Raw genomic sequence first — 21,896 nt, 5'->3', positions numbered from 1 at the left:
CCGGTAAGGCCACATAGGCCCGGCGCGGAGATGCAGGCGGCGCTGAAGTAGACACTGCCAATGCAATAATAAATTAAGCGCCTACAAGCTCGCCGTATGCTTCAGATGTCAGCAACGCTTCTACTTCGGCGGGGTTAGCAACGGAGATCTTGATAATCCAGCCCTCACCGTAAGGGTCAGAATTAACGGTTTCGGGGCTACCGTCGAGCTGGCTATTTACTTCTAGTACGGTACCCGAAATAGGGCTAAACAGGTCAGAAACGGTTTTTACAGCCTCTACTGTTCCAAACACCTCATTCTGCGCTACCTCTTTATCAAGAGTGTCGATGTCCACGTACACAATGTCGCCAAGCTCTTTTTGGGCGTGGTCGGTAATGCCGATATAGGCTACGTCGCCTTCTATACGCACCCACTCGTGCTCTTTGGTGTACTTCAGATTTTCGGGAAGATTCATAAGGAACAAAATTGAAGAGGTGGAGACGGCAAAAGTAAGAGTTAAATGGTCAAATGACCAGAATGGTTTTAGTGCTAATCTGCTCTATCCATTCAGGCCGTTCAAGTTCCAACTCTCGGTAGACTATTGACCCAAGCTGTAGCGCAGTTGTATGCCACCCTCGGTAGACGACGTTTTGAAGGCGTTCTGCACGCGTGGATCCGAGATGTTGCGCGTAAAGAAGAACTGCAGATTCAGGCGCTGATTGAGCACATAGTCGATAGTTGGGCGTAGCTGGACCTGCCGGTTGCCATTTGTAGTCAAGCTAACTGGCCGCCCTAAGCTAGCCGTTTGAGTAGGATTGCCGGGGTCAACGACATCCAGAATAGTGCGCTGAATGGTGGTGTTTTCGCGAATGGAAAGATCGAGGCGCGCGGTCAACTCATTATTGAGTACGCGCTGGTTGTTGCCTGAGCCGAAAGGCAGTTTAAGCCCATTCGTGACGTAGCCAAAGCCAATCACTAACTCTTGTGTGTGCAGTTCTGTGATTTGCGCATTGGTAGTATTCAACCCAATATCACGCTCGGTGCGGTATTCTACCCGGCCCGTAACCTTCTCCAAGGTCTGAAAATCAACACCAATCAGCGGACTCAGTCGCTCAGCAATAGTCACCTGCCCAATAACGTAATAAGGAATAAACTGCTTCAAATCGTTGATTTTCGTTGATAGGTCTTCAGGCTCAAGCTTGTTTTCATATGTGCTGGCTGTGCCGTAGCTGCCTACGCTATAGATGGAGCTGTAAGCATGGCGCAGTGTGACAGAGCGGAAATAACGCTTCACGAAAGGCAACTCAGCCAGACCGTTGTAGTCAATGCGCCAGTTGGGAATCGGTATTTTGAGAAAGGGAGTAAACTTTCCATCATTCGTATTGCTCGATGACTTACCGCGGTAAGCATCCAAGAAGGCAGGCAAAAGCACATCTTGTGAGTTGTAGCCATACTTGCCCTCTTTGCTGATAGGCGTCGTCAGCCGCTGCTGAGCCGCCGTTAGCCGTTCTTGGATTGGCCCCCGGTTCTCGACAAAGCGGTTAAAGGCTTTAGAAATGGTGCCATTAGCCGTCCGGTCGCCGAAGAAGGTTTGAATCGAAACAATGGATGTGCTGAAAGAGCCCGTACCCAGGCGCCGCAGACGCGCCAAATCACCTGTAAAGTTGCCATTGGTGTCTTGAATGGGCAGAAGCGACACAGAATCGACAGCTAAGCGATAGAATACATCTTCATTTCGCACTCTCTGCCAACGGGCATCCAAGCGAATATTGAAATCGCGGAAAGGCTCCAGCGCAGTCTGTACGGTAATGTTATCAGTTCGTAGCGAGCTGAGCGGCGTATTCAACAAGTCGCTACGCTGAGTATACCAGCCACGACTAGCAGCACGATCATACAACTCGTCTAGGTCGTACTGGCGACCAAGCAGAAACGGTACACCGGGCGCATCGAAGTCACTGTTCAACCCGAAAAACTTGGTTCGGGGCAAGTAGCCGGGCAGTAAGGTTCCGTTGCTAAGCGTGTACGTGAAGTTGATAGAGCGAGCAGTCATCAGGGAGCGCAACACTGCCTTCAGGAAGCGCAACTCAGGTCCTTTGGCCGAATCTGCGGGAGCAGGAACGGCTCCATTGGCGGGCTGGGGGGCTTTTTGGGTAGCGGCGCGGGCCGTTGGTGGCTGCGCGTTATTAATAATATTGAGGAAGCGCACTTTGTTGTAGAGCTTCACCAAATCGATGCGGCCGTTGGCGCTAAAGGCACCATTATTTTGAATGGTATTACCCAAGTTGAGCGGGACGGTCGTGGTGTCGGCGAAGTTGGATGGGTTGACAGGGGCCCGTAACGCAGTAGAAGCTGCCTGCCACGTGTAGTTGGCTTCGTAGCGCGTGTCGGCAGTGAGCCAATCAGTGAGCGGAAACTTATCCAGTGGCAGCCGGTAGGTGAGGGCTATAGTCTGATTGAAGTTGGTGGTGCGGCCTCCCCTCTCAAACAAGTTGCGACGTAGCAATTCTCGGTTCCGCTCGGCTTCGGGACTGTCGCCGAGCGTTTGGCCGGGTCCTTCGTCAATCACGCCACGGTTGGTGGCGGTGTAGTCCAAAATGAGGCTTTTGGTCAGATCCCACTTCAGATCATAAATCCTATTGAAGAAGAAGCTCTTTAGGAATACACCCGGAATCCCCTCCGTCGTCGGCACTTGCCCAGGGATAAGCGTACGTTGGAGGAAACGCTCATTATACCGCCTGTCCAGGTCGGCGCGGAAGGCAAAACGGCTGGGAGTTGGCGTGAAGTTCAACTCCTGGAAAATCTTCAGATACGGTGAATCCAGCGCTTTTACATTAGCCAGCGGCGTATAGCTGCGGGGTGTTGTCTGATAGATATAAGCAAGAGCCCCATTATACGTGCGCGTGAAGTCGCGGTCCGTTACGATGTCGGTGTGGCGGCGCTCCGTCAGCGAATAGCTCAGGGCTAGGTTCTCGATATCGTAGGGACGCACCTTACGCTCCGTGTTGGTGCGCTCTTTCCGCACGTTCAGCACGCTGATGCTGCGGCTACTGGTTTGGTCTACTACTTCTTTTCGGTATGCCGAGCGTTCCGTCTCGTTATCAAACTTTTGCAACGACTGGGTTAGCTCCGTGTCTGGGTCGAGCGGGTCGTACTTCGGTACGCGGCTTTCCGTGCCAGCCTGAAGCAATACCGGTACGCGCAGGGCAAGCTTTTCGGGGAAGAATTTCTCCGCTGCTATCGTCGCGTTCAAGTCACCACGACTCACGTTGTCCAGAGAGCGTTGGCTGGGCCGATCTTGCAGGCCGCCAAAGCCCACCGAGGTGAAGCTGCCCGTAGCTGTAATATTAGCTAGGTCGGCCAGCTTGGTATTAAAGCGCGCCGTAGCGGCGTAGCCTGATTCGCGGTCGAAGTCGAATACCCGGAATTCATCGGCCCACAAGCACAGCGACTTCGGAGCGTTGTCGTCGGTGGGGTTAAGAAGACCAATCATTGCTCCCTGCACCGCGCTGAAATCGGGGTTACCTACAATCGTAATTTGAGCCTCAACACCATTTTGGCCAATGACCGTCTTCACGAACGGCACATTAAACGCCACGCCGGCCGCATTACGCTCCGCTTTGGCATCGATGAACTGTTGCAAAGAAATCTGCACCTCATTTTCTAAAGGCCAGATATCACGCTGACCTGTAAGACCGGGGCGCGATAATTTCAACGGTACCGAATACTCGTAATAGTTCTGAGTGTAGTCGGTGCCGATGCGAATGAATCCGCGGACCTGACCATCCTGAATGCTCTGGTCTTGGCTTTCAGCGTGCAGAAACAAGCGCAGCTGCTTATACCGTAGCATGTTGATGCTGATATTTTTATAGGCAGCCTTACCGTAGCCATCGCGCAGGCCTTCCACGCACAAGCGTAACGACTGCTCGTTCTGCTGACGATTGACGGTGCTGGAGCCGTATTCGCGGTCGCGCTCGATCCCGGGGGGCAAAACGTAAGGAATCTGGTCGGCACCCGCGGCCAGGCCGTTTTCTTCCAAGCTTACCGTGGAGATGTCGAAGGCATCAGCGTCGGTATCGGTGTTGATATTTGGGCGGCCAGGCTCAGCAATAGTCGTCAGGAAACGGCGCCACTGGTTTGCTACAAATTGGAGCTGCACTAAGCGCAGCACGGCCGGCTGCTGCCACTGGGTCATGTACATGCGCACAAAGCGGATGGATTTGAACCCGAAAGGCTGCCCATTCTGGGTGCCCCGCACGGCCGAATACTGACGCACCGGCACCCGAAACTGATACCACGATACATCGTTCCCATTCACCTGCTTGGTGATTTTGTCGATGATATAGTTCTGGCCTACTGCCAACTGGCCCGGCTGCAGTCGAATACGATACTCGTAGTAGCGTTCCTGGTCTGAAATAGCATTGTCGCGGTTGAGGTCTTCTTTGTCGGGAAAGGCAGTCGAACTCTGCTGCGCGTCGCCGTTCGAGTTGCCTTCCATGCCATTGAAATTCTTGTAGCGACCCAGAATCTTCACGTCGCGGCCCTCCGAATTGTAATAGCCATCGAGATGGTGACGGAACCGGTCAGCGGAAGGGTCAGCGAACTGAGAATACACCCCCTGAAAGAAGGCTTTCTCATCCGTATCATTCAAGCCATCAAGCCCAACATCTTGGAGCTCACGCCCGCCCGGAGCCGAGCTGAACGCGTCGGTGATAAACTGCTGGCGTGTTACGCGGCCCCAAGTGCCCTGCTGCGCATCGGCATTCGTAATGCTGGCGCCATCAGGAAGGCCATTTTCAAACTCGTGCCGGCCATCCTTGAGCACGTCTTCCGACACCGAACCCAGGTTCAGGTACAGATCACCACCTGTAGTATTGTTCTGGGGGCATTTTCGGAGTCATTAATTTGTCCGTTGGGCCCGGCAATGAAGGGGTCCATTAGCCAAAACTCCAGGTACTCTACGTTAGCGTTATCGAAATCCGTATCGAAGGTGATTTCGCGGCTGATACCACCATACCGCGCAGCATTAGCCGTTGGGGCTTGGTTGGCAAACTTGCGCTCATCCGTCGTTGATACTTCCGGTGTGTAGTTGTACTGGCCCCGCTCGCCCGGATAATACGCCATGTCGAAGCTAAACTCGAAGCTGTTGCCGGTGGCACCTAAGTCGCGGTTGGGGAAAATCTCGCTACGCTCAATACCACGCGTATAGTGGTTGCTCAGGCTTGGGTCGTTGCTGGAAATGTTCTGCGGCTTGCTTTGCCCGCTCGTGTAGTAGGTCTGATCGATGGTATACCAAGCCAGCTTTGCCCGGCGATAAGCCGACGAAAGGCCATCCGGATTTGCCCCCTGCAAGGGCAAAGGAGTAGATGCCAGGCGCCAGGCCGTAGTGCCATTCAGGCCCCCCAGCGAATAGGGTGTACGCGCCGTTTCAAAGTCATCGATGTAGGAAACGCCGTTCTCACCGCGGCCCAGCTGCGAGCGGCCCGGTACCAAGCGGGCAAACTCCCCACTAAAGGCTACCGACGAAGGCTCCTTCGTAGCAATCAGCGGCAGCATATCCAAGTACTTGGTCAGTACCCGCGAATCGCGGCGCATGTTCACGTCGAGGCCGTAGATGGTATTATTGCCTGGCTCGTCGCCAATGCTAACGCGGTTGATGCCCGGTGCCTGGTTCTCGCGCAAGTGCAGTACCGTGGCGCCAAAATTTATGTCTTGGTTCAGCCGATAATCAAAGCGCGCTCCTACCAATCGGCGCGGTTGAATCTGCACGACGGCGTCTTTTTCAAATTCTACCCGCAGTTCGTTGGCGGAGTTGAGGTAGCTGGGATTGAGGATTTTGACCTTCGCCTGATCGTAGAAAACCTGATAGTCACGCCCTTCTTCCAGCAGCGTGCTACCCGAGCGCACCCGCACCGAGCCCGGTGCCACCCGAATACCAGGCAACGCAATTTCGTCGGTGGCCGTGGCTTGGAAGCGTCCTTTAAGGAAGAATTTATCCTTCACCTGTACCTGTTGGGCGTCACTCTGCGTCTGCGTATACAGCTCACTGTACACGTATTTGTCAACTAAAGCAGTTTCGGTAGCTGTGAACTGGGTTTGTAAATAACTGCCGAAGGGCTCCACTACCGGAAAGATTATCTTGCCTTGTTCCGGGTCGATGGTAATGCCTGGGAAAAAGTCAAAGTTGCCGTCAGGGTTGCGGTCGTTGTTTGGGTTTACGTTATCCAAGTTCAGCACCTCAATCAGGGGCCGATTGGCAATCCGCTCGCCTTCCTTTAGCGAAATCAAGTCTACACCCGTTTGGTCATCCTTATAGACAACCTGAAGCTGAAAGTTGTCGCGGTTGAGCTGGCTAGCATTAAGGGGATAGATGTTTTTCATCATCAAATCCCAGGTAGGCAGGTTGCCGCTGGCCAGGTTCGGGTTACTCGGATTCGCTGCCGGATCGGCCAGGCCCACACCGGGATTGGTGGCCTTCAGCATTTTTAGGAAGATAACCTCGTCCTGGCGTACGTTAGCGTAGTCTTCTACGAGCTCGCCTACTTTGTACACCTCGCCGTTGTAGAGGTATTCATACGACACCCCCAGTACCTGCTCAGGCAACAAGGCAGTATTCAGGCTTAAATAACCAAGCTGAGCATTGAACGTGTACTCGCGTGGGTCCAGCTTACGAGCCCGCACCCGCTCAAAGTCCACGGTTTTCACCAGGTTCTGGCCAGCCAGGAAATTATCAACGGTTAGCTCACCGCGGGCTTGGGCTCCGCCATCCGCTAGGGTGTTGAACTCAGTGTTAGCGTTATTAGTAGCTACTACGCGCGGGCTAGGATTTTGGAACTGTCTGCGATATACGCGCGTCGGTTCGGCCAAGTCCATTAGCGTCACCACGTTGCGTAGGTTATCCGTCGTGCGGTTATCGTTGGTTACGTACACCTCCAAGCGCCGGATCTCTATACCCGACTGTACTGTAGGCAGGTTGCGCAGGGCTGCATCGTAGCGCTCACGGAAGAAATGCGACAGAAAAAAGTGCCGGTCGCGCTCGTATTGGCTGGCTTTCAGCTCGAATAGGCGGCTCTGAGCGCCATTCTGCACCCGTACCTCATCGGCAGTACCGCGCAGAGTACTCGCTACCGCCGTTATGCCCAGCTTACCAAACTGTAGCTGGGTTTTGATACCGAACAAATTTTGCCCCCCTTGCACTAGGGAGTTGTTTAAGGGCAAACTTACGTTGCCCAACTCCACCTTGCGAATGATATCGGTTTCGTAGCCCGTGTAATCGAGCTTCATATTATTCTCGAAATCGAAGGCCGCTTTGGTGTCGTAGTTAAACGTGAGGCGCATCTTTTCCCCAATCTGCCCCGTCACGTTCAGGTTTAGGTTCTGATCGTACTCGAAGTCGCCCACACGCTGCTGGCGTAGGGTAAGTAAGGGGTTACGGTTGCGGTTGAAGCGCGCTCCCGCCCGCAGAGTAACCGCACCCTGGGGCTTTATATCTACGTAGCTGCCGCCAAAAATGCGGTCAGCAATGGGACCCAAATAAATGCGCGGAATAAGGCGGCGCGAGCCCGTTACGCTTTCGCCATCCAAGCCCGCCGAGCGCGTGCGGAAATAGTCGCGCACCACACGCTGCTGCTGATAGCGCGAGTATTCCTCAAAACTCACCCGTGTCGGATCGCGAAAATCAATATCTGACCCAATGCTTTCCCGAATATCATAGTTCTGGAGGCTGTCATCAGGCGTCACCTCCACATTCACGTTCGAAGGCAAATCCAGCAGCAGCGGCGACCGACGGCGCTGGGGTGAAAGAGGGGAGCCAATCCGATCCTGGGGGGCAATTTTGGGCCGTCGGCTGGAGCGGTATATACTCGTATCGGGTAGAACGGTGCGAGGAGTATCGGGCACTATGGCCAAAGCCGACGGACTAGCCGCTGGTAGCCAATTCCAAAGTTGGCGCAGGGCAAACGGGTGGGCTCCGGTAGGTTCAGCCTGCGATAACCAAGTCAGCAATGAAGCGACAACGACTATAGAGGCGGCGAGGGACTTCTTACCGTGGGTCAAGGGAGACTAAAAAAGACGGGCGGGCGAGCAGCCGGAGAGTAAACTTAATTCGACTTCAAGGCAAATTTAATCAATTCCTCCACGCTCAGGTCATTACCGTGACGGTGCTGGATGGTCTCCAGCGTTTTTTCCGCCGCCGACCGGGCAAATCCCAACGTGACTAGAGCGGCTAACGCTTCGCTACGATTGGTATTGTGTGCTCGTGCCAGGGGTACCGTATCGATGCCCGCTTTAGCCAATAATTCGTCCTTGCGGAGTTTGTCTTTCAGCTCCAGCACCACTCGCTGGGCCGTTTTTGGCCCTACTCCTTTGATACTTTGAATAGACCGTACATCTTCCTGAATGATGGCCTGCCGAATAGCACCCACGCCCATGCTCGAAACCATCACGATGCCTGTGCCCGGCCCAATACCCGACACCGAAATCAAGAGCATAAACAGCACTTTTTCGTTTGGGTCGAGGAAGCCATATAGGGCTTGTATATCCTCCTTAATGTGCTGGTAGGTATAAATTTTTGCTTTCTCTCCTTCAGCTGGCAGCTTAGAATAAGTAGCCAATGAAATCCTGACTTCATAGCCCACACCACTAACATCCATAATGGCCAAAGCGGGGTCTTTGTAGGCAAGGGTACCGTCAAGGTATGCAATCATAAAAAAGGATTGAAGTTAGAATCTGTGTGTGCAACAATGCATTGTCACAACACACAAATGCTGGATTTACGTCCCCTAAAAAGCAAAGTATTTTAGCTATAACCCAACGCCATTAGTAACGCATGGGTGGGATAGTTGACTAATATATCTGAATGATAGGGATATATTTTACAGCGGTTTATTATAAGTTTGGGCATCTACCACGGCTATTGCTGTCATGTTCACAATTTCGCGAACCGAGGCGCCTAACTGTAGCACGTGCACTGGCTTGCGCATGCCCATCAGTACTGGCCCTATCACTTCAGCACCACCAATTTCCTGTAGCACTTTGTAGGCAATGTTACCCGAAACTACATTGGGGAAGATGAGGGTATTAGCCCCTTGTTCTGCCAATTCTGAGAAAGGGTAATGCTCACGCAACAGTTGGGGGTTCAACGCTGTGTTTGCCTGCATTTCCCCATCCAGAATCAGGTCAGGGTAGCGCTTTTTAGCGAGTTCGGTGGCCAAGCGAGCCTTATCGGGCAAAGTGCCGCGATTAGAACCGAAGTTGGAATAGCTGAGCACCGCAATGCGCGGCTCAGTATCGAAAAAGCGTACACCCCGCGCCGTCAGGCCAATGATATCGACCATCTCTTCAGCCGTGGGGTCGATGTTTACGGTGGTATCAGCGAAGAAGAACGGACCTTTGCGATGCTGGATAATGTACATACCCGCCACACGCTGCACGCCATCTTCTACCCCAATCACCTGCAAAGCTGGGGTAATAGACTGACCATAATCTTTGGTTAGACCAGTGATAAAGGCGTCGGCCTGCCCAGTTTCGAGCATCATGGCACCGTAATAATTTCGCTCACGCAGCAAGCGACGCCCTTCGTAGAGCGTAATGCCGCGCCGCTTCCGCTTCTGAAAAAGCAGCTCAGCAAACTCGGCCCTTTGATCATTCTCTTCCAGAATATCAATAATCTGACAGCCTTCCAGATCGAGGCTATTAGCGCGGGCTATTTCGTCAATTTTCTTGCGATTGCCGAGCAGAATAGGGAAAGCGATACCCTCATCGTGCAAAATCTGAGCGGCTTTGAGCACTTTGTATGTGTCGGCCTCCGCAAATACTACGCGCTTCGGGTTGGAGCGGGCAGCACTAGTGATGCGGTTCATCAGCTTCTGGTTCACGCCCAAACGAGCACGCAGATCATCCTCATAAGCATGCCAATCGGTGATGGACTGACGCGCCGAACCGCTTTCCATGGCAGCCCGCGCCACAGCCGGCGAGATGGTCGTAATCAGACGAGGATCAAGGGGTTTTGGAATCAGATAAGTTCGCCCAAAAGCCAGTGTATTGTCACCATAGGCTTTATTTACCATGTCGGGCACAGGCTCCTTCGCCAAGTGCGCCAACGCCTGAACAGCAGCCAGCTTCATGGCTTCGTTTATCTCGGTAGCGCGCACATCTAGCGCCCCCGGAAGATGTAGGGGAAGCCTAGTACATTGTTGACCTGATTCGGATGGTCGGAGCGACCGGTGGCCATGATCAGATCGGGCCGGGTGGCCATGGCTACTTCGTACTCAATCTCAGGGTTTGGGTTGGCCAACGCGAATACAATCGGATTATCGGCCATGCGCAGCAGCAGTTCGGGCGGCAGCACATTAGCCGCCGACAAACCCAGAAACACATCGGCGCCTTCCAAGGCTTCGGCCAGCGAAGTAATGGCACGCTGGGTAGCAAACTGCATCTGCAAATCCGCCAAGTCGGTGCGCTCTGCGTTGATAACGCCTTTAATATCAAATACAACAACGTTCTCGACCTTGAGCCCGAGCGCTAAATACAAACGCAGACATGAAATAGCCGCTGCCCCAGCACCACTGACAACAAGCTTAATCTCCTCAATTTTTTTGTCCACGACTTCCAGCGCATTGAGCAGCGCTGCCGACGAAATAATGGCTGTGCCATGTTGGTCGTCGTGCATGAGCGGGATGTTCATCTTCTCCCGCAACTCTGTCTCAATTCGGAAGCACTCCGGCGCCTTTATATCCTCCAGATTGATGCCGCCGAATGTGGGCTCCAAGGATTTTACGATGCGAATAAACTCATCGGGGTCGGTAGCGTCAATCTCAATGTCGAAGCAATCGATGCCCGCAAATTTTTTGAACAGTACACCTTTGCCTTCCATCACGGGCTTGGAAGCGTCGGGCCCAATGTTGCCCAACCCTAGCACCGCTGTACCATTGGAAATTACGCCTACCAGGTTGCCTTTGGCCGTGTACTTGTAGACCTCCTCTTTGTTGGCGGCAATGGCTAAGCAAGGCTCCGCTACGCCGGGCGAATAGGCTAAAGCCAGATCAAGCTGTGTACTGAGGGGCTTGGTGGGCACCACTTCAATCTTGCCCGCTGGGGTACGGGAATGGTAGTCGAGGGCTTCCTGTTTGTTGATTTTCAGCATTACCAAAGAGGGTCGGGTGAGAGGTGCCGGGCGGGGCAACCAATAAGCAAGTTGGGGCGAATTTGCCCCGAATCAAAGTTGAGGCAAGACAACTATATTCTAAAAAGCCCCCAGCGCAGAGTCTGAGGGGCTTTTTGGGAAACTGTAACTATAATATTATGACACTTACCGGGCAACAATCAGTTGCTGACCGGGCTTCACTGCGTCTGACTTCAAGTTGTTGAGCTTGCGCAGTTGGTCTACCGTTACGCCCTCGTAGCGGCGCGAGATGTTGTAAAGCGTGTCACCGGGCTGTACCAGATGAACCTTCTTAATGGTGGCGCGGCTAGCTGATGCTTTAGAGCTAGGCTTAGTTGAAGCGACGCGTGGCGCCTTCTCCTCGGCGGGCTGGGGGGCATTTTGGGCTAAGGCTTCCGTGTTGGCTGGCATATAGAAAACCAACTTCTGGCCCGGCGACAAGCCTACTGACTTCAATTGATTCCAAGCCATTAACTGCGCTACACTTACCCCGTTGGTACGAGCTAGCTTCTCCAGAAAATCACCTTTGCGTACGATGTATTCGGTCGGCAAGCTATCCTGCGCTACTTCGGCCGTAGCATCAAACGTGGTGCCGCTAGCTACTATTCCAGTGTCCACTTTAGCCGTGGCAGCAGCTGGCTTCAAAGCGACTGCCTTACTGTTAGGGGCTGTTACCTGTTGCTCCACAGCGGCTATGGTAGCCGAGTCTTTTTCCTCTTCAACTGCTTCGGCCACTGAAACTTGCGCAGGCTTTGTAGTTGTGGCTTTAGCTACGGCGGGGGGCGTTTTTACACCTAATAACGGTAGCTTTTCGGGCAACATCAACCGATTAGCTGCTACCATCTTTTTGCTTGGCGCGCCCTTTTCGGCAGTTGATACAAGAACAACTAGCTGTTGCTTTGGCACCAGTGCTTTACCGCGCTGTAGGCTGTTCCAGCGAGCTAGTTGAGCAGTCGTCACATCATAACGGGCTGCTATGGCTCGTACCGTCTCGCCGCGCTTTACCGTATGACGCACTTTGCGGTGACTTGGCTCGGCTGGGGTCGGTTTGGTAGTCGTTGCTACAGCCGTAGAGCTGAAGCCAAATCCTTGAAAATCTGGCAGGCGGGGCGCCAGGGGGGAGGGGGGAGGTACGGATACTTTGCAGAAATCTAGAAACAGGTTTCGGTCTTGCGCAGCTAGTTCCTGCCGTACCCGCACTGGGACTTTAAGGGAATAGTTGCGAAGCGTCTCGGGGATGTAAGGCTTGCGTAACTCGGGGTTGTAGCGCGAAACAGCTGCCGAATCGAGCCCGAATTGCGCCGAAAACTTGCGCAAATCCAGCGACCGGCCAGAAATGAGCAACGTGTCCATTGGCTCAGGATACTGATACCGCAATGAGTCTGAGTGCAGCCTATGTTCCCGCGCATATTGCAGGGTATAGAAGGTAGCCGTAAACGTCGGTACGTAGTTGCGGGTCTCTTTAGGCAGATACGAGTAGATAGCCCAGAAATCGCGCTTGCCCCCCGACTTAGCAATAGCCCGGCGGATGTTGCCAGAGCCGTAATTGTAGGCGGCTAATACAAGCTCCCAGTCGCCAAACATACGGTATAAGTCGCGCAGGTATTTGCAGGCCGCTTCCGTCGATTTTTCGGGGTCCATGCGCTCATCCACATACTCATTGCGGGCAAGCCGAAGGTCGCTGGCCGTAGGACCCATGAATTGCCACAAACCTAGAGCTCCTACCCGCGACTTAGCTTGCGGCAGCAACGCCGACTCTACCACGGCCAGATATTTCAGATCCTGCGGCAGGTTGTACTTCGCCAGATACTTCTCAAACAGTGGGAAATACAGGTTCTGACGCTCCAGAATGCGCTGGGTATACGTCCGGTTGCGCACCGTAAAATAGTCTACAAAACTCATAACTGAGTTGTTGAACGTATGCGGCACGTCAGTTTCCAGACAGGCAATACGATCCGCAACGAGGTCGCGAACGGCGGGGGGCTTTTGTAGCCAGCGAAGCCGAGCTGTATCGGGTAATATGGGTTCGATGAGCACCAGCGTGTCGGGCAGCAGCTCGATGGACACGCGAGTCGTATCGTCATTGGTGCGCTGAACGTCCGGTTTCGGATTAGCGAGCTTTTGGGCCACCGCTGGGCGGGCAACAGCTAGGGTCAGCAGAAATAGAACGGTAGTGCGCAGCAACGATTTTTTCATCAGGGCAAAACAGGCGTAAGCGATTCCGTTACAGATTTGGCGAAGGCCAGTAGATGTTCCTCGCGGAAAGCTCCGCTCAGAATTTGTAGCCCAATGGGCAACCCCGCCGCGTCGTGTCCGGCTGGTACCGATACGGCTGGTACGCCGGCCAGCGAAGCCTGTACCGTGAAAATGTCAGCTAGGTACATAGCTAGCGTATCCTGCTCGTTCTCCCCAATCCGGAACGCCGTGGTCGGCGTAGTCGGAAGCACCAGAAAATCATACTGGCGTAACAGTTCGTCCGTTTTCTCTTTGATCAAACGTCGAACCCGTTGCGCTTTCGTATAATAGGCGTCATAATAATCAGCCGATAATACGAAGGTGCCCAACAAGATACGGCGTTGTACCTCAGGGCCAAAGCCTTGCGACCTGGTTTTTTTATACAACGACTCCAAATCCGTTGCATCAGAAGCCCGATATCCAAATTTTACACCATCGTAGCGGCTCAGGTTAGAGCTGGCTTCGGCAGTAGTCAGGATGTAGTAAGACGGAACGATATAGTCGAGGTAAGGGAAGTCTACCGCTTCCACTACGTGCCCTTGGCCACGTAATACATCCAAAGCAGCTTCCGTAGCTGCCTTTATCTCTGAGTTTAAACCAGGGCTCTCTAGGCAGTCCCGGATGTAGCCAATACGTACATGAGGAGCCGCCTCCAGCAATTCACTGTACGCTGGTACAGGCTTCTGACTGACGGTGCTATCAAAGTTATCAGGGCCTGCCATTACTTCCAGCAGCAAAGCCGCGTCGTCGACGGAGTGCGTTAGCGTGCCTATCTGATCGAAAGAAGACGCGTAGGCAACTAGCCCGTAACGGGAAATGCGAGAGTAAGTGGGTTTAAACCCTACTATTCCGCAGAAAGCGGCCGGCTGACGCACCGAACCACCCGTATCAGAGCCAATGGAGGCTAAGCACAGATCGGCCTGCACGGCAACAGCTGAGCCACCAGACGAGCCACCGGGCACCCGATCCGGGTCAATAGCATTACGAGCGGGCCCGAAATAAGACGTCTCGTTGGAGGCGCCCATCGCAAACTCATCGCAGTTTTGTCGACCAATAATGATAGCATCCGCATCGAACAGGCGCTGCACGGCCGTACCCGTGTAAAGCGACTTGAAGCCGTCGAGAATATAGCTGCTGGATTGAAGCGAATGGTCTTTGTAAGCCAGAACGTCTTTCAGCCCGATAACCATACCCGCCAGTTTTCCGGCAGTACCGGCCGCCAGCTTGGCATCTACAGCGTCGGCCTGAGCCAGCGCCTCATCCGTGAACACTTCTAAGAAAGCATTCAAGTGGCTTTGTTTCTGAATGTTATCCAGATAATACTCCACGAGCTGACGACAGGTGGTAGTGCCTGCCGTCAGCTCGTCGCGAACTTCGGTAAGTGAATGAAAACGTCTCAAAGGATACGGGCAATCAATTGGTTGACTGGTCGAGGCGAGGCCGCTCGGGAGCAGGCTGGGGGGCAATTCCACCGTCCATAGGCGGTGCTACACTGGTTTCGGAAATAGGCTCTGCCGATGACATTGACGTAATCGTAGGATGCTCAGTAGTTGGCTGCTGTGGTGCTGCGTCGTAGCTAGGAGCAGTATAGGCTGTAGGCTGCTGATATGGTTGTGGCTGGTTCTGCTTTGGCAGACCCGCGTTTTCAATCTCGCTGCGGATTTCGCTAGAAGCGTCCTTAAACTCACGGATGCCTTTACCCAAGCCACGCGCCAGCTCCGGGATTTTGTTTGCCCCAAAAAAGATGAGAATAACAACCAGGATCAGCATGATTTCGCCGCCGCCGAGGTCGCCTAAGAAGAGGAAAAGAGGAGTACTCATGGCTACAGCTTATAGTCGTGGGTTGGTAGGATCATTCGGATTCACCGGCCGGTCCCGAAACTCAGGCTTTTCTTCTTTTGTGGCATCCTTAAACTCGCGGATACCTTTGCCTAGACCTTTGGCCAACTCCGGAATCTTGCGGGCGCCAAAGAGTAAAATGATAGCGAATAAAATCAGCAATATCTCGGTCGTACCGAAGTTGCCAATCAGAAAAAGTGAACCAAATGTCATAATGGAGAGGCGCTCAGGCCGTTTGAAGGAACAAACCAAGTATACGCAAGTCGATATGCGACAGGATTGGTAAAGGTACCGGTTAATTTTAAAAATCGCAGCCGATAGGCGCTTTAGCTGAGTGCGAGGTGGGGGGCTTTTTTAGTAAACCTAAATCCAATACCTGTGTTTCTGCCGTAGTAAAACGTTAACTGCCGTAAGCATTAAAATTGTTTAACGTGCAAAAGTCTGATTTCATCGTTTCAAATCTAAGTTTCATAGCCTAACTATGATTACTTTGTAATAGCTAAACGCCTTTGAAATCAGAGTAGTAGTGTCATTTTCCCCTATGCCCATTCTGTATGTCTGCTAAGCCAGCCTCACCCATCAGAGCTTCTTCTCTTCCTTTTGCCGCCTTGGGCAAAGAAAGCGAGGCCGTGCGGCTGGAAGTACTGCGCAATTATCAGATTCTGGACACGCCCCCCGAACAGGTCTTCGATGATCTGGCTCAATTGGCGGGCTTCATCTGTGGAACACCTATTTCATTAGTCTCACTAATAGATGCTGATCGTCAGTGGTTTAAGGCTCGAGTGGGTTGGAATGAGAGTGAAAGCACAAAGCGGGAAGTAGCGTTTTGTCAGCACACGATATTGGGAGAGGACGTATTTGAAATTGAGGATACCACTAAGGACCCTATGTTCTGCGATAATCCTCTGGTAACGGCTTCTCCCAGTATTCGTTTCTACGCGGGCGCTCCGCTAATTACGCCCGAAGGGGTTCCGCTAGGTACTATTTGCGCCCTCGATACCGTGCCCCATCGCCTCACCGATGCCCAGCGGAATGCCTTACGCATTGTGGCCCGTGAAGTCGTATCGCACCTAGAACTGCGTCGGGCGCGCCAGCAGCTAGAGCAGGAGCAACGCAAACTGGATGGCCTTCTGCGCATGGCCAACGATGCAGCGGAATCCTTGTATATGGGTAGCAAGGCCGAGATTTTTATTAAGCAGGATAATAAGCTTCTGCGAGTAGAAACAGCCGATATCCGCTATGTAGAAGCCCTTGGCGACTACGTAAATATCTATGTGGCCAAGGAGCGCTATACCGTATACAGCACGATGAAGGAGTTGGAAGCAAAGCTGCCAGCCCGTGATTTCGTACGGGTACATCGCAAATATATTGTTCGCCTTGACTGCATTGTGGCTATTGAAGCTGATTCTGCCCTCATTGCTGGCGCCCGTAACTGGCACTCTGATAGCGGAAGCAATACCTTGGCAATTCCCATCGGCAACTCTTATAAGCCAATTCTGATGAGCCGGCTTAATCTGGTGTAGCCTGAAAATAGAAGAGTATACCTGCTGCTTGCCTAACAGTTATACCTTAAAACGTAATATTCACCGAGCAAATAGAGAGGTTCGGCGAATAGAATTTTTATACAATTGAAAAGGGCTTACCTTTCGCCTTGTTATCGGAGTGTTTGACTTGAATATAGGGCTGGAAGAGATTTCTTGACTTACTATGCAGGTCCGATTTTTCGATAGCTAAGTTTGTTTTCATAGCTCAGAAAGGCACCGTGCACTGCACGGTGTTTTTTTATGCCTAGTTAGTTGCTGAATTAGAGGTGGGCTTGGCTTCTAAGTAATGCCATGGGTGTTTCTTTCCTAAATCCAAAACGTGGCTAGGATAAGCAGAAGGTAATGGAGTAGAAGGAATAGGTAAAGCTGATTCTGGTAAACGCGGGATTGTCCGTAGGTTTGCGACCGGTCAAATTTGCCCCCAGCTATGCCTACTACATCACCTGCCCTGCGTCCCGGCGACCGCGTCGCTATTGTGTGCCCTGCCCGTAAAGTTACCCATCAGGAGTTGGAAGCAGCTATCGCTATTCTGACTGCTTGGGGGCTGGAAGTGATACTAGGAGCTAGCGTAACTGCGCAGTACCATCAGTTTGCCGGCTCCGATGAAGTACGTCGCCAAGATATTCAGCAGCAACTCCACGACCCAAGCATTCGTGCCATTTTATGCGCCCGTGGTGGCTACGGTACTACGCGCATCATCGATCAGCTCGATTTTTCGCGCTTCACGGATAACCCCAAATGGATTGCGGGCTTCAGCGACATCACAACACTGAACTGCCACTTGCTAGCGCTGGGCCACGAGAGTATTCACGGCGTAATGCCGTTGCTCTTCGATCAGGCCGGTGGCGAAGAGGCACTGGAAAGTCTGCGGCGCGCCTTATTTGGTGAGCCTATCAGCTATTTTGCCCCCCAACATCCTTTTAATCGCTTTGGCAGTGCTACCGGTGAGCTGATTGGCGGCAATCTGAGCTTGCTCCAAACCATCACTGGTACTGCTTCCGACTGCTCGTTGGCCGGCCGGATTCTGTTTATTGAAGACATCGATGAGTATCTGTATAACATCGACCGCATGATGGTGCACCTCGACCGGACCGGTAAACTGGCTGGCTTAGCAGGCTTGCTCGTAGGGCATTTCACCGATTCTAACGACAACATCATTCCCTTTGGCCAAACACCCTACGAAATCATCCAAACCTATGCGGCTAAGTATGATTTCCCGGTCGCTTATGGCTTTCCGGTAGGTCATGAGCCCCTGAACATGGCCTTGATTTGTGGCCGCAACTCGCACATGGTAGTAGATGCAGCCGGCGTGCGCCTAAACTATGTAGATATGCCGCAGCCATAAGTAGTTAGAGGCGCAAATACCTTAGCTTCGGTGCCTCTTGGTTGTAGCTAAAGCAGTCGCCTAGCTGTTCATTAGGCTGCGTTATTCTACCTGCAATTGCAATAAAACTCATGCATCGTTTTCTAAACTTTGCTCCCTCGCGGCCGGTAGTACTGCAGCCTTATCAAGCGGGATGGGCACATGAGTTTGCTACGCTAGCCCAACGTCTCCGTGCCGCGGTAGGGCCGGGCCTAGTGAAGATTAATCATATTGGTTCTACCGCTGTGCCTGGCCTATGCGCCAAAGATGTGCTCGATGTGCAACTCCAGGTATCAAGCATAGCAGATGCGGTCAGCCTTACACAACAACTTCGCGCTGTGGGGTTTCAGAAAGGGGAGAGCCTGATTTATGACATGTTTCATGGATTGCCGGCACATTCCCCCGAACTCCACAAATTCTATATGCGCGAACCTTTAGGTGAGAGGCGCATGCACCTGCATATTCGGGAGGCGGAGCGATTTAACGCCCGCTACGCGCTTCTCTTTCGTGACTATCTGCGGGCCCAATCCTCAGCCCGGGACGAATACGGTGAATTTAAACTTCGGGCGGCAGCGTTATTTCCTCATAGTATCGAGGGATACCTGTTCTTGAAAGAGCCGGTTTTCCATCTCCTCTACTACGCAGCCGAATTATGGGCTGAAAAGGTCCAGTGGAAGCCTGCGGACGAAAACGACTAGGTGGCCAACTATAAATAGTTGATCTGCAGCATGTTGATTGACAGTATGTAAAAAGCCCCATCTGTAAGTGGGGCTTTTTCTTTTTTTAGCTTTCTACGACCGCTATTCAGCGTATATCGTCTGCAACACTGTTTGTCCTACGGCCTTAAGCGTCCGCCGGTCGATGATGCTCATGTTATCCTGCGTGGTGTGATGGTAGGCCGGGAAATAATCGTCGCCAATGGGCAAATGGTCGATAATATCAATGGTGCGTACGCCCGCCTGATTGGTATACACATGGTCGTCGGTAATACCAGGGCTATCTTGGAAAAGGAAAAAATCGGAGTAGCCGAGGCGAGCGGCTGTATTCCATACCTTATCTACCACGTCGCGGGCTGCCTCACGGGAGAGTTGTTCACGACTAAACTTGGCGTTTTGAGCCCCTACCATATCCAGCAGAACGCCATAATTTGGCTTGTAGCCAGTTGGCAACAGGTTTTTTGACCAATACTGCGAGCCTAAGCACCACGTATCGGTGCCTTGAGCGGCCAGCTTGTTCTGGAGCTTGCTCTGCGTAGCGGTGTCGTAGCCATAGTCCTCAGCATCGAAGAGAATAAAATCGACTCCGACAGTCGGAGCCGTGCTATCTGACTGCTGACTCAGCACGCGGGCCATTTCCAGGGCTACTGCCACGCCGCTGGCTCCGTCACTGGCTCCATCCAGTGAGGCATTCGGATTTTTTTTGTCTTTATCAGCAAAGGGGCGCGTATCCCAGTGGGCGAAAACTGCGACGCGGCGGGCAGCCTGGGGGGCAAATTGGGCAACGATATTGCGGGCGCGCAACATGGTACCATCCCAGGCCATGGCCTCAAATGGCTGCTCACGTACTGTCAACCCCATTTGCTTGAACTCCGCCACCAACCAATCGCCACAGGCCACGTGGGCTGGCGAATTGGGTACTCGGGGGCCAAAAGCTACCTGCTTGGCCGTAAAAGCAAAAGCCGAATCGGCATTGAAGGCAGGGGCGGCGCGCATAGCGGGCTCTTCTGGATTGGTGGCGGTTTCCTGGCGGGTTCTGTCGGGGCAGCCGGTGAGCACTAGCAGCGCAACTACAGCAACGGGAGCAAGGCGAAAGAGCTTCATAAGGGGCACAATATCAGCAAGATTAGCTTGGCGCGCAGTCTATTAGTCGAGAGGCAGACAGTAGGCAGCGCTGACTTCTGTTTGCTGGTAGATAATAATTAAAGAAACGTTGGGGGGCTTTTTTATTGCCTTCCAACGTTTCCAGTAGAAGCATCAGGTATACCGTTAGTCTTCGCTGTAGGCCCAGTCGACCCCAGTTTTCATGTCTTTTATAACGATGCCTTGCTGCTTAAGCGCCGCCCGAATCTGGTCTACCTTATCGTAGGCTTTGGTGGCTTTAGCTTCCTGGTAGAAATCCAGAGTCAGGTTTAGAAGCTGTTCGGCATTGGCGCGCGGTTCATCCTGCAGGCCCAAAATCTCGCTTACCAAAGTGCGGTAAGCAGTAGATGCTTCTTCCAGTGCCGCTTCGCTTACCGTAGCCAGTGTCGGTAGGTTAGCAAAGAACCCATTGAACTTGCGCAGCAGATTGAACAAGCTGGCGATGGCGCGCGCCGTATTCAAATCATCGTTGAGCCCCACGAAGCAATCGGCGACGAGCTTACGCAGTTCGGCGTCGGCTTTCTCGGTGTCTTGTTGGCGCTCCGTTCCTTCGGGCAGTTTCAGCTTTTCCAGAAGGCGCAGCCCATTCATGAGCTTGCGGTAGCCTTTGCGAGCCGCCTGCATTGCCTCGTCCGATACATCGACGGGGCTACGGTAGTGCGCCTGCAACAGGAAGAAGCGAACCACCATAGGCGAGTAGGCCTGCGTAAGCGTAGCCGTGGGCCCCTTGAACATGCTGCCGAGCAGCACGAAGTTGCCTAGGCTTTTGCTCATCTTGGTACCGTTCACTGTTATCAGATTGTGATGTACCCAAAAGCGCGATTCGTCGGTGTGCGTGTGGCTGCCCTGGCTCTGCGCTATCTCGCACTCGTGGTGCGGGAACATCAGATCCAGACCGCCACCGTGAATGTCAGATAGCTGTCCGAGGTACTTGCGGCTCATCGCCGAGCATTCAAGGTGCCAGCCGGGAAATCCCTCTCCCCAGGGTGAAGGCCAGCGCATAATGTGCTCAGGCGACGCTTTTTTCCAGAGCGCAAAATCTAGAGGGCTCCGCTTTTCGTCCTGCCCAGCCAGCGTGTCGCGGGTACCGGCCAACTGATCGTCGATACTACGATTGGAGAGCTTGCCATACCGGTCCTGCTCAGCATTATAGCGGGGCACATCGAAGTACACACTGCCGTTCACTTCATAGGCAAAACCATTGGCAATGATTTCCTCTACCATGCTGATCTGCTCCGTGATGTGGCCGCTGGCTTGGGGCTCAATATCGGGTGGTAAGCAACCCAGCGCCAGCATATTTTGGCGGTAGAGATTGACGAAGTGCTGGGCAATCTGCATGGGCTCTTGCCGCTGAGCGCGGGCGGCCTTTTCCATCTTGTCCTCGCCCTCATCGGCGTCACTTTCGAGGTGGCCTACATCGGTGATGTTGCGTACGTAGCGCACAGTGTAGCCAAGGTGGCGGAGGTAACGCGTGAGCACATCAAAAACTACGGGGCCGCGGGCGTTGCCCAAATGGGCCTCACTGTACACGGTAGGACCGCATAAGTACACGCCAACGAAAGGCGACCGTACAGGTTCGAATGCCTCTTTGCGGCGGCTGAGGGTGTTGTAGAGGGAAAGCGGGTGGTGCATGCGGTAAAAGTAAGTACTTACAGCGTGGTAAGCTTAAGGGATAGCAATTGGTACGTGGTTTAATGGTTATCGATCAACCAGAAACAAAAGCTGCATTTCTAGCCTCAGAGACTACTTTATTGGTACAAAATTCTTTCAGCTAGTATATAAAGTTCAATAGGTAGTTTAAACCTGAAGCAGATAGTAATAAAATATCGGCCTGTGATTGGTTCTTGTTAAGCCTAAAAAAAGCCCCCCACACCGCTATAGACATCATAAAGACCATTCTGCTTGGACGCAAAACAATC

Annotated in this window: 13 protein-coding genes and 1 pseudogene; 3 read left to right on the top strand and 11 right to left on the bottom strand. The window is 52.9% G+C overall.

Features of this window, described 5'->3' with window-relative positions; all coding sequences use genetic code 11:
* Positions 1 to 73: 73 nt before the first annotated feature.
* From gcvH to tatA, 9 genes and pseudogenes are all read right to left on the bottom strand, one after another.
* Entirely contained in the window at positions 74 to 454 is a 381-nt protein-coding gene (gcvH, locus tag G7064_RS09525) for a glycine cleavage system protein GcvH (RefSeq protein ID WP_133271554.1), read from the bottom strand.
* A 123-nt stretch (positions 455 to 577) separates the two neighbouring features.
* Entirely contained in the window at positions 578 to 4,813 is a 4,236-nt protein-coding gene (gene sprA / locus G7064_RS22730) for a cell surface protein SprA (protein WP_262888646.1), read from the bottom strand.
* 11 nt (positions 4,814 to 4,824) lie between these two features.
* Positions 4,825 to 8,031: a cell surface protein SprA gene (gene sprA / locus G7064_RS22725; RefSeq protein WP_166073382.1), complete on the bottom strand. Its 3,207-nt coding sequence runs from the start codon at positions 8,029 to 8,031 to the stop codon at positions 4,825 to 4,827.
* Positions 8,032 to 8,075: 44 nt separating this feature from the next.
* The gene (ruvA, locus tag G7064_RS09510) at positions 8,076 to 8,681 is read right to left on the bottom strand and encodes a Holliday junction branch migration protein RuvA (RefSeq protein ID WP_133271558.1); all 606 of its coding nucleotides are present in this window, start codon (positions 8,679 to 8,681) and stop codon (positions 8,076 to 8,078) included.
* A 168-nt stretch (positions 8,682 to 8,849) separates the two neighbouring features.
* A pseudogene (locus tag G7064_RS09505) lies at positions 8,850 to 11,119 on the bottom strand (NADP-dependent malic enzyme).
* 165 nt (positions 11,120 to 11,284) lie between these two features.
* On the bottom strand, positions 11,285 to 13,333 hold the full coding sequence (locus tag G7064_RS09500; protein ID WP_166073381.1) for a LysM peptidoglycan-binding domain-containing protein: 2,049 nt from the start codon (positions 13,331 to 13,333) through the stop codon (positions 11,285 to 11,287).
* Entirely contained in the window at positions 13,333 to 14,772 is a 1,440-nt protein-coding gene (gene gatA, locus G7064_RS09495) for an Asp-tRNA(Asn)/Glu-tRNA(Gln) amidotransferase subunit GatA (RefSeq protein ID WP_166073380.1), read from the bottom strand. The genes G7064_RS09500 and gatA overlap by 1 nt, the downstream gene beginning before the upstream one ends.
* A 13-nt stretch (positions 14,773 to 14,785) precedes the next feature.
* A complete protein-coding gene (locus tag G7064_RS23025) occupies positions 14,786 to 15,193 on the bottom strand; it encodes a twin-arginine translocase TatA/TatE family subunit (RefSeq protein WP_166073379.1) in 408 nt (135 codons plus the stop codon).
* Between the two features lie 9 nt (positions 15,194 to 15,202).
* Entirely contained in the window at positions 15,203 to 15,424 is a 222-nt protein-coding gene (gene tatA / locus G7064_RS09485; RefSeq protein ID WP_166073378.1) for a twin-arginine translocase TatA/TatE family subunit, read from the bottom strand.
* Between the two features lie 341 nt (positions 15,425 to 15,765).
* Here tatA and G7064_RS09480 point away from each other — a divergent pair, with 341 nt between their 5' ends.
* The 3 genes from G7064_RS09480 (at position 15,766) to G7064_RS09470 (ending at position 18,816) form a co-directional block, all read left to right on the top strand.
* Positions 15,766 to 16,734 carry a GAF domain-containing DNA-binding protein gene (locus tag G7064_RS09480; protein ID WP_166073377.1) on the top strand — a complete coding sequence of 323 codons (969 nt, stop codon included), beginning with the start codon at positions 15,766 to 15,768 and terminating at the stop codon, positions 16,732 to 16,734.
* Positions 16,735 to 17,182: 448 nt separating this feature from the next.
* Positions 17,183 to 18,100, top strand: coding sequence for an LD-carboxypeptidase (locus G7064_RS09475; RefSeq protein ID WP_166073376.1), 918 nt, complete (start codon positions 17,183 to 17,185; stop codon positions 18,098 to 18,100).
* Positions 18,101 to 18,210: 110 nt separating this feature from the next.
* Entirely contained in the window at positions 18,211 to 18,816 is a 606-nt protein-coding gene (locus G7064_RS09470; protein WP_166073375.1) for a GrpB family protein, read from the top strand.
* A 102-nt stretch (positions 18,817 to 18,918) separates the two neighbouring features.
* On the opposite strand, the gene G7064_RS09465 is transcribed toward G7064_RS09470, so the two are convergent.
* Both G7064_RS09465 and cysS read right to left on the bottom strand, forming a co-directional pair.
* On the bottom strand, positions 18,919 to 19,938 hold the full coding sequence (locus tag G7064_RS09465; RefSeq protein WP_166073374.1) for a M28 family peptidase: 1,020 nt from the start codon (positions 19,936 to 19,938) through the stop codon (positions 18,919 to 18,921).
* 165 nt (positions 19,939 to 20,103) lie between these two features.
* Entirely contained in the window at positions 20,104 to 21,609 is a 1,506-nt protein-coding gene (gene cysS, locus G7064_RS09460; RefSeq protein ID WP_166073373.1) for a cysteine--tRNA ligase, read from the bottom strand.
* Positions 21,610 to 21,896: the final 287 nt, after the last annotated feature.

Origin of the sequence: Hymenobacter sp. HDW8, from assembly GCF_011305775.1 — a bacterium.
Taxonomy (GTDB): Bacteria; Bacteroidota; Bacteroidia; order Cytophagales; family Hymenobacteraceae; genus Hymenobacter; species Hymenobacter radiodurans.
Note: the sequence above shows the minus strand (reverse complement) of the source record. Positions and strands in the feature narration are given on the sequence as shown.

Coding starts and splice junctions, on each gene's coding strand:
- gcvH (WP_133271554.1), bottom strand. CDS start 454: ATGAATCTTCCCGAAAATCTGAAGTACACCAAAGAGCACGAGTGGGTG.
- ruvA (WP_133271558.1), bottom strand. CDS start 8,681: ATGATTGCATACCTTGACGGTACCCTTGCCTACAAAGACCCCGCTTTG.
- G7064_RS09500 (WP_166073381.1), bottom strand. CDS start 13,333: ATGAAAAAATCGTTGCTGCGCACTACCGTTCTATTTCTGCTGACCCTA.
- G7064_RS23025 (WP_166073379.1), bottom strand. CDS start 15,193: ATGAGTACTCCTCTTTTCCTCTTCTTAGGCGACCTCGGCGGCGGCGAA.
- tatA (WP_166073378.1), bottom strand. CDS start 15,424: ATGACATTTGGTTCACTTTTTCTGATTGGCAACTTCGGTACGACCGAG.
- G7064_RS09480 (WP_166073377.1), top strand. CDS start 15,766: ATGTCTGCTAAGCCAGCCTCACCCATCAGAGCTTCTTCTCTTCCTTTT.
- G7064_RS09475 (WP_166073376.1), top strand. CDS start 17,183: ATGCCTACTACATCACCTGCCCTGCGTCCCGGCGACCGCGTCGCTATT.
- G7064_RS09470 (WP_166073375.1), top strand. CDS start 18,211: ATGCATCGTTTTCTAAACTTTGCTCCCTCGCGGCCGGTAGTACTGCAG.
- G7064_RS09465 (WP_166073374.1), bottom strand. CDS start 19,938: ATGAAGCTCTTTCGCCTTGCTCCCGTTGCTGTAGTTGCGCTGCTAGTG.
- cysS (WP_166073373.1), bottom strand. CDS start 21,609: ATGCACCACCCGCTTTCCCTCTACAACACCCTCAGCCGCCGCAAAGAG.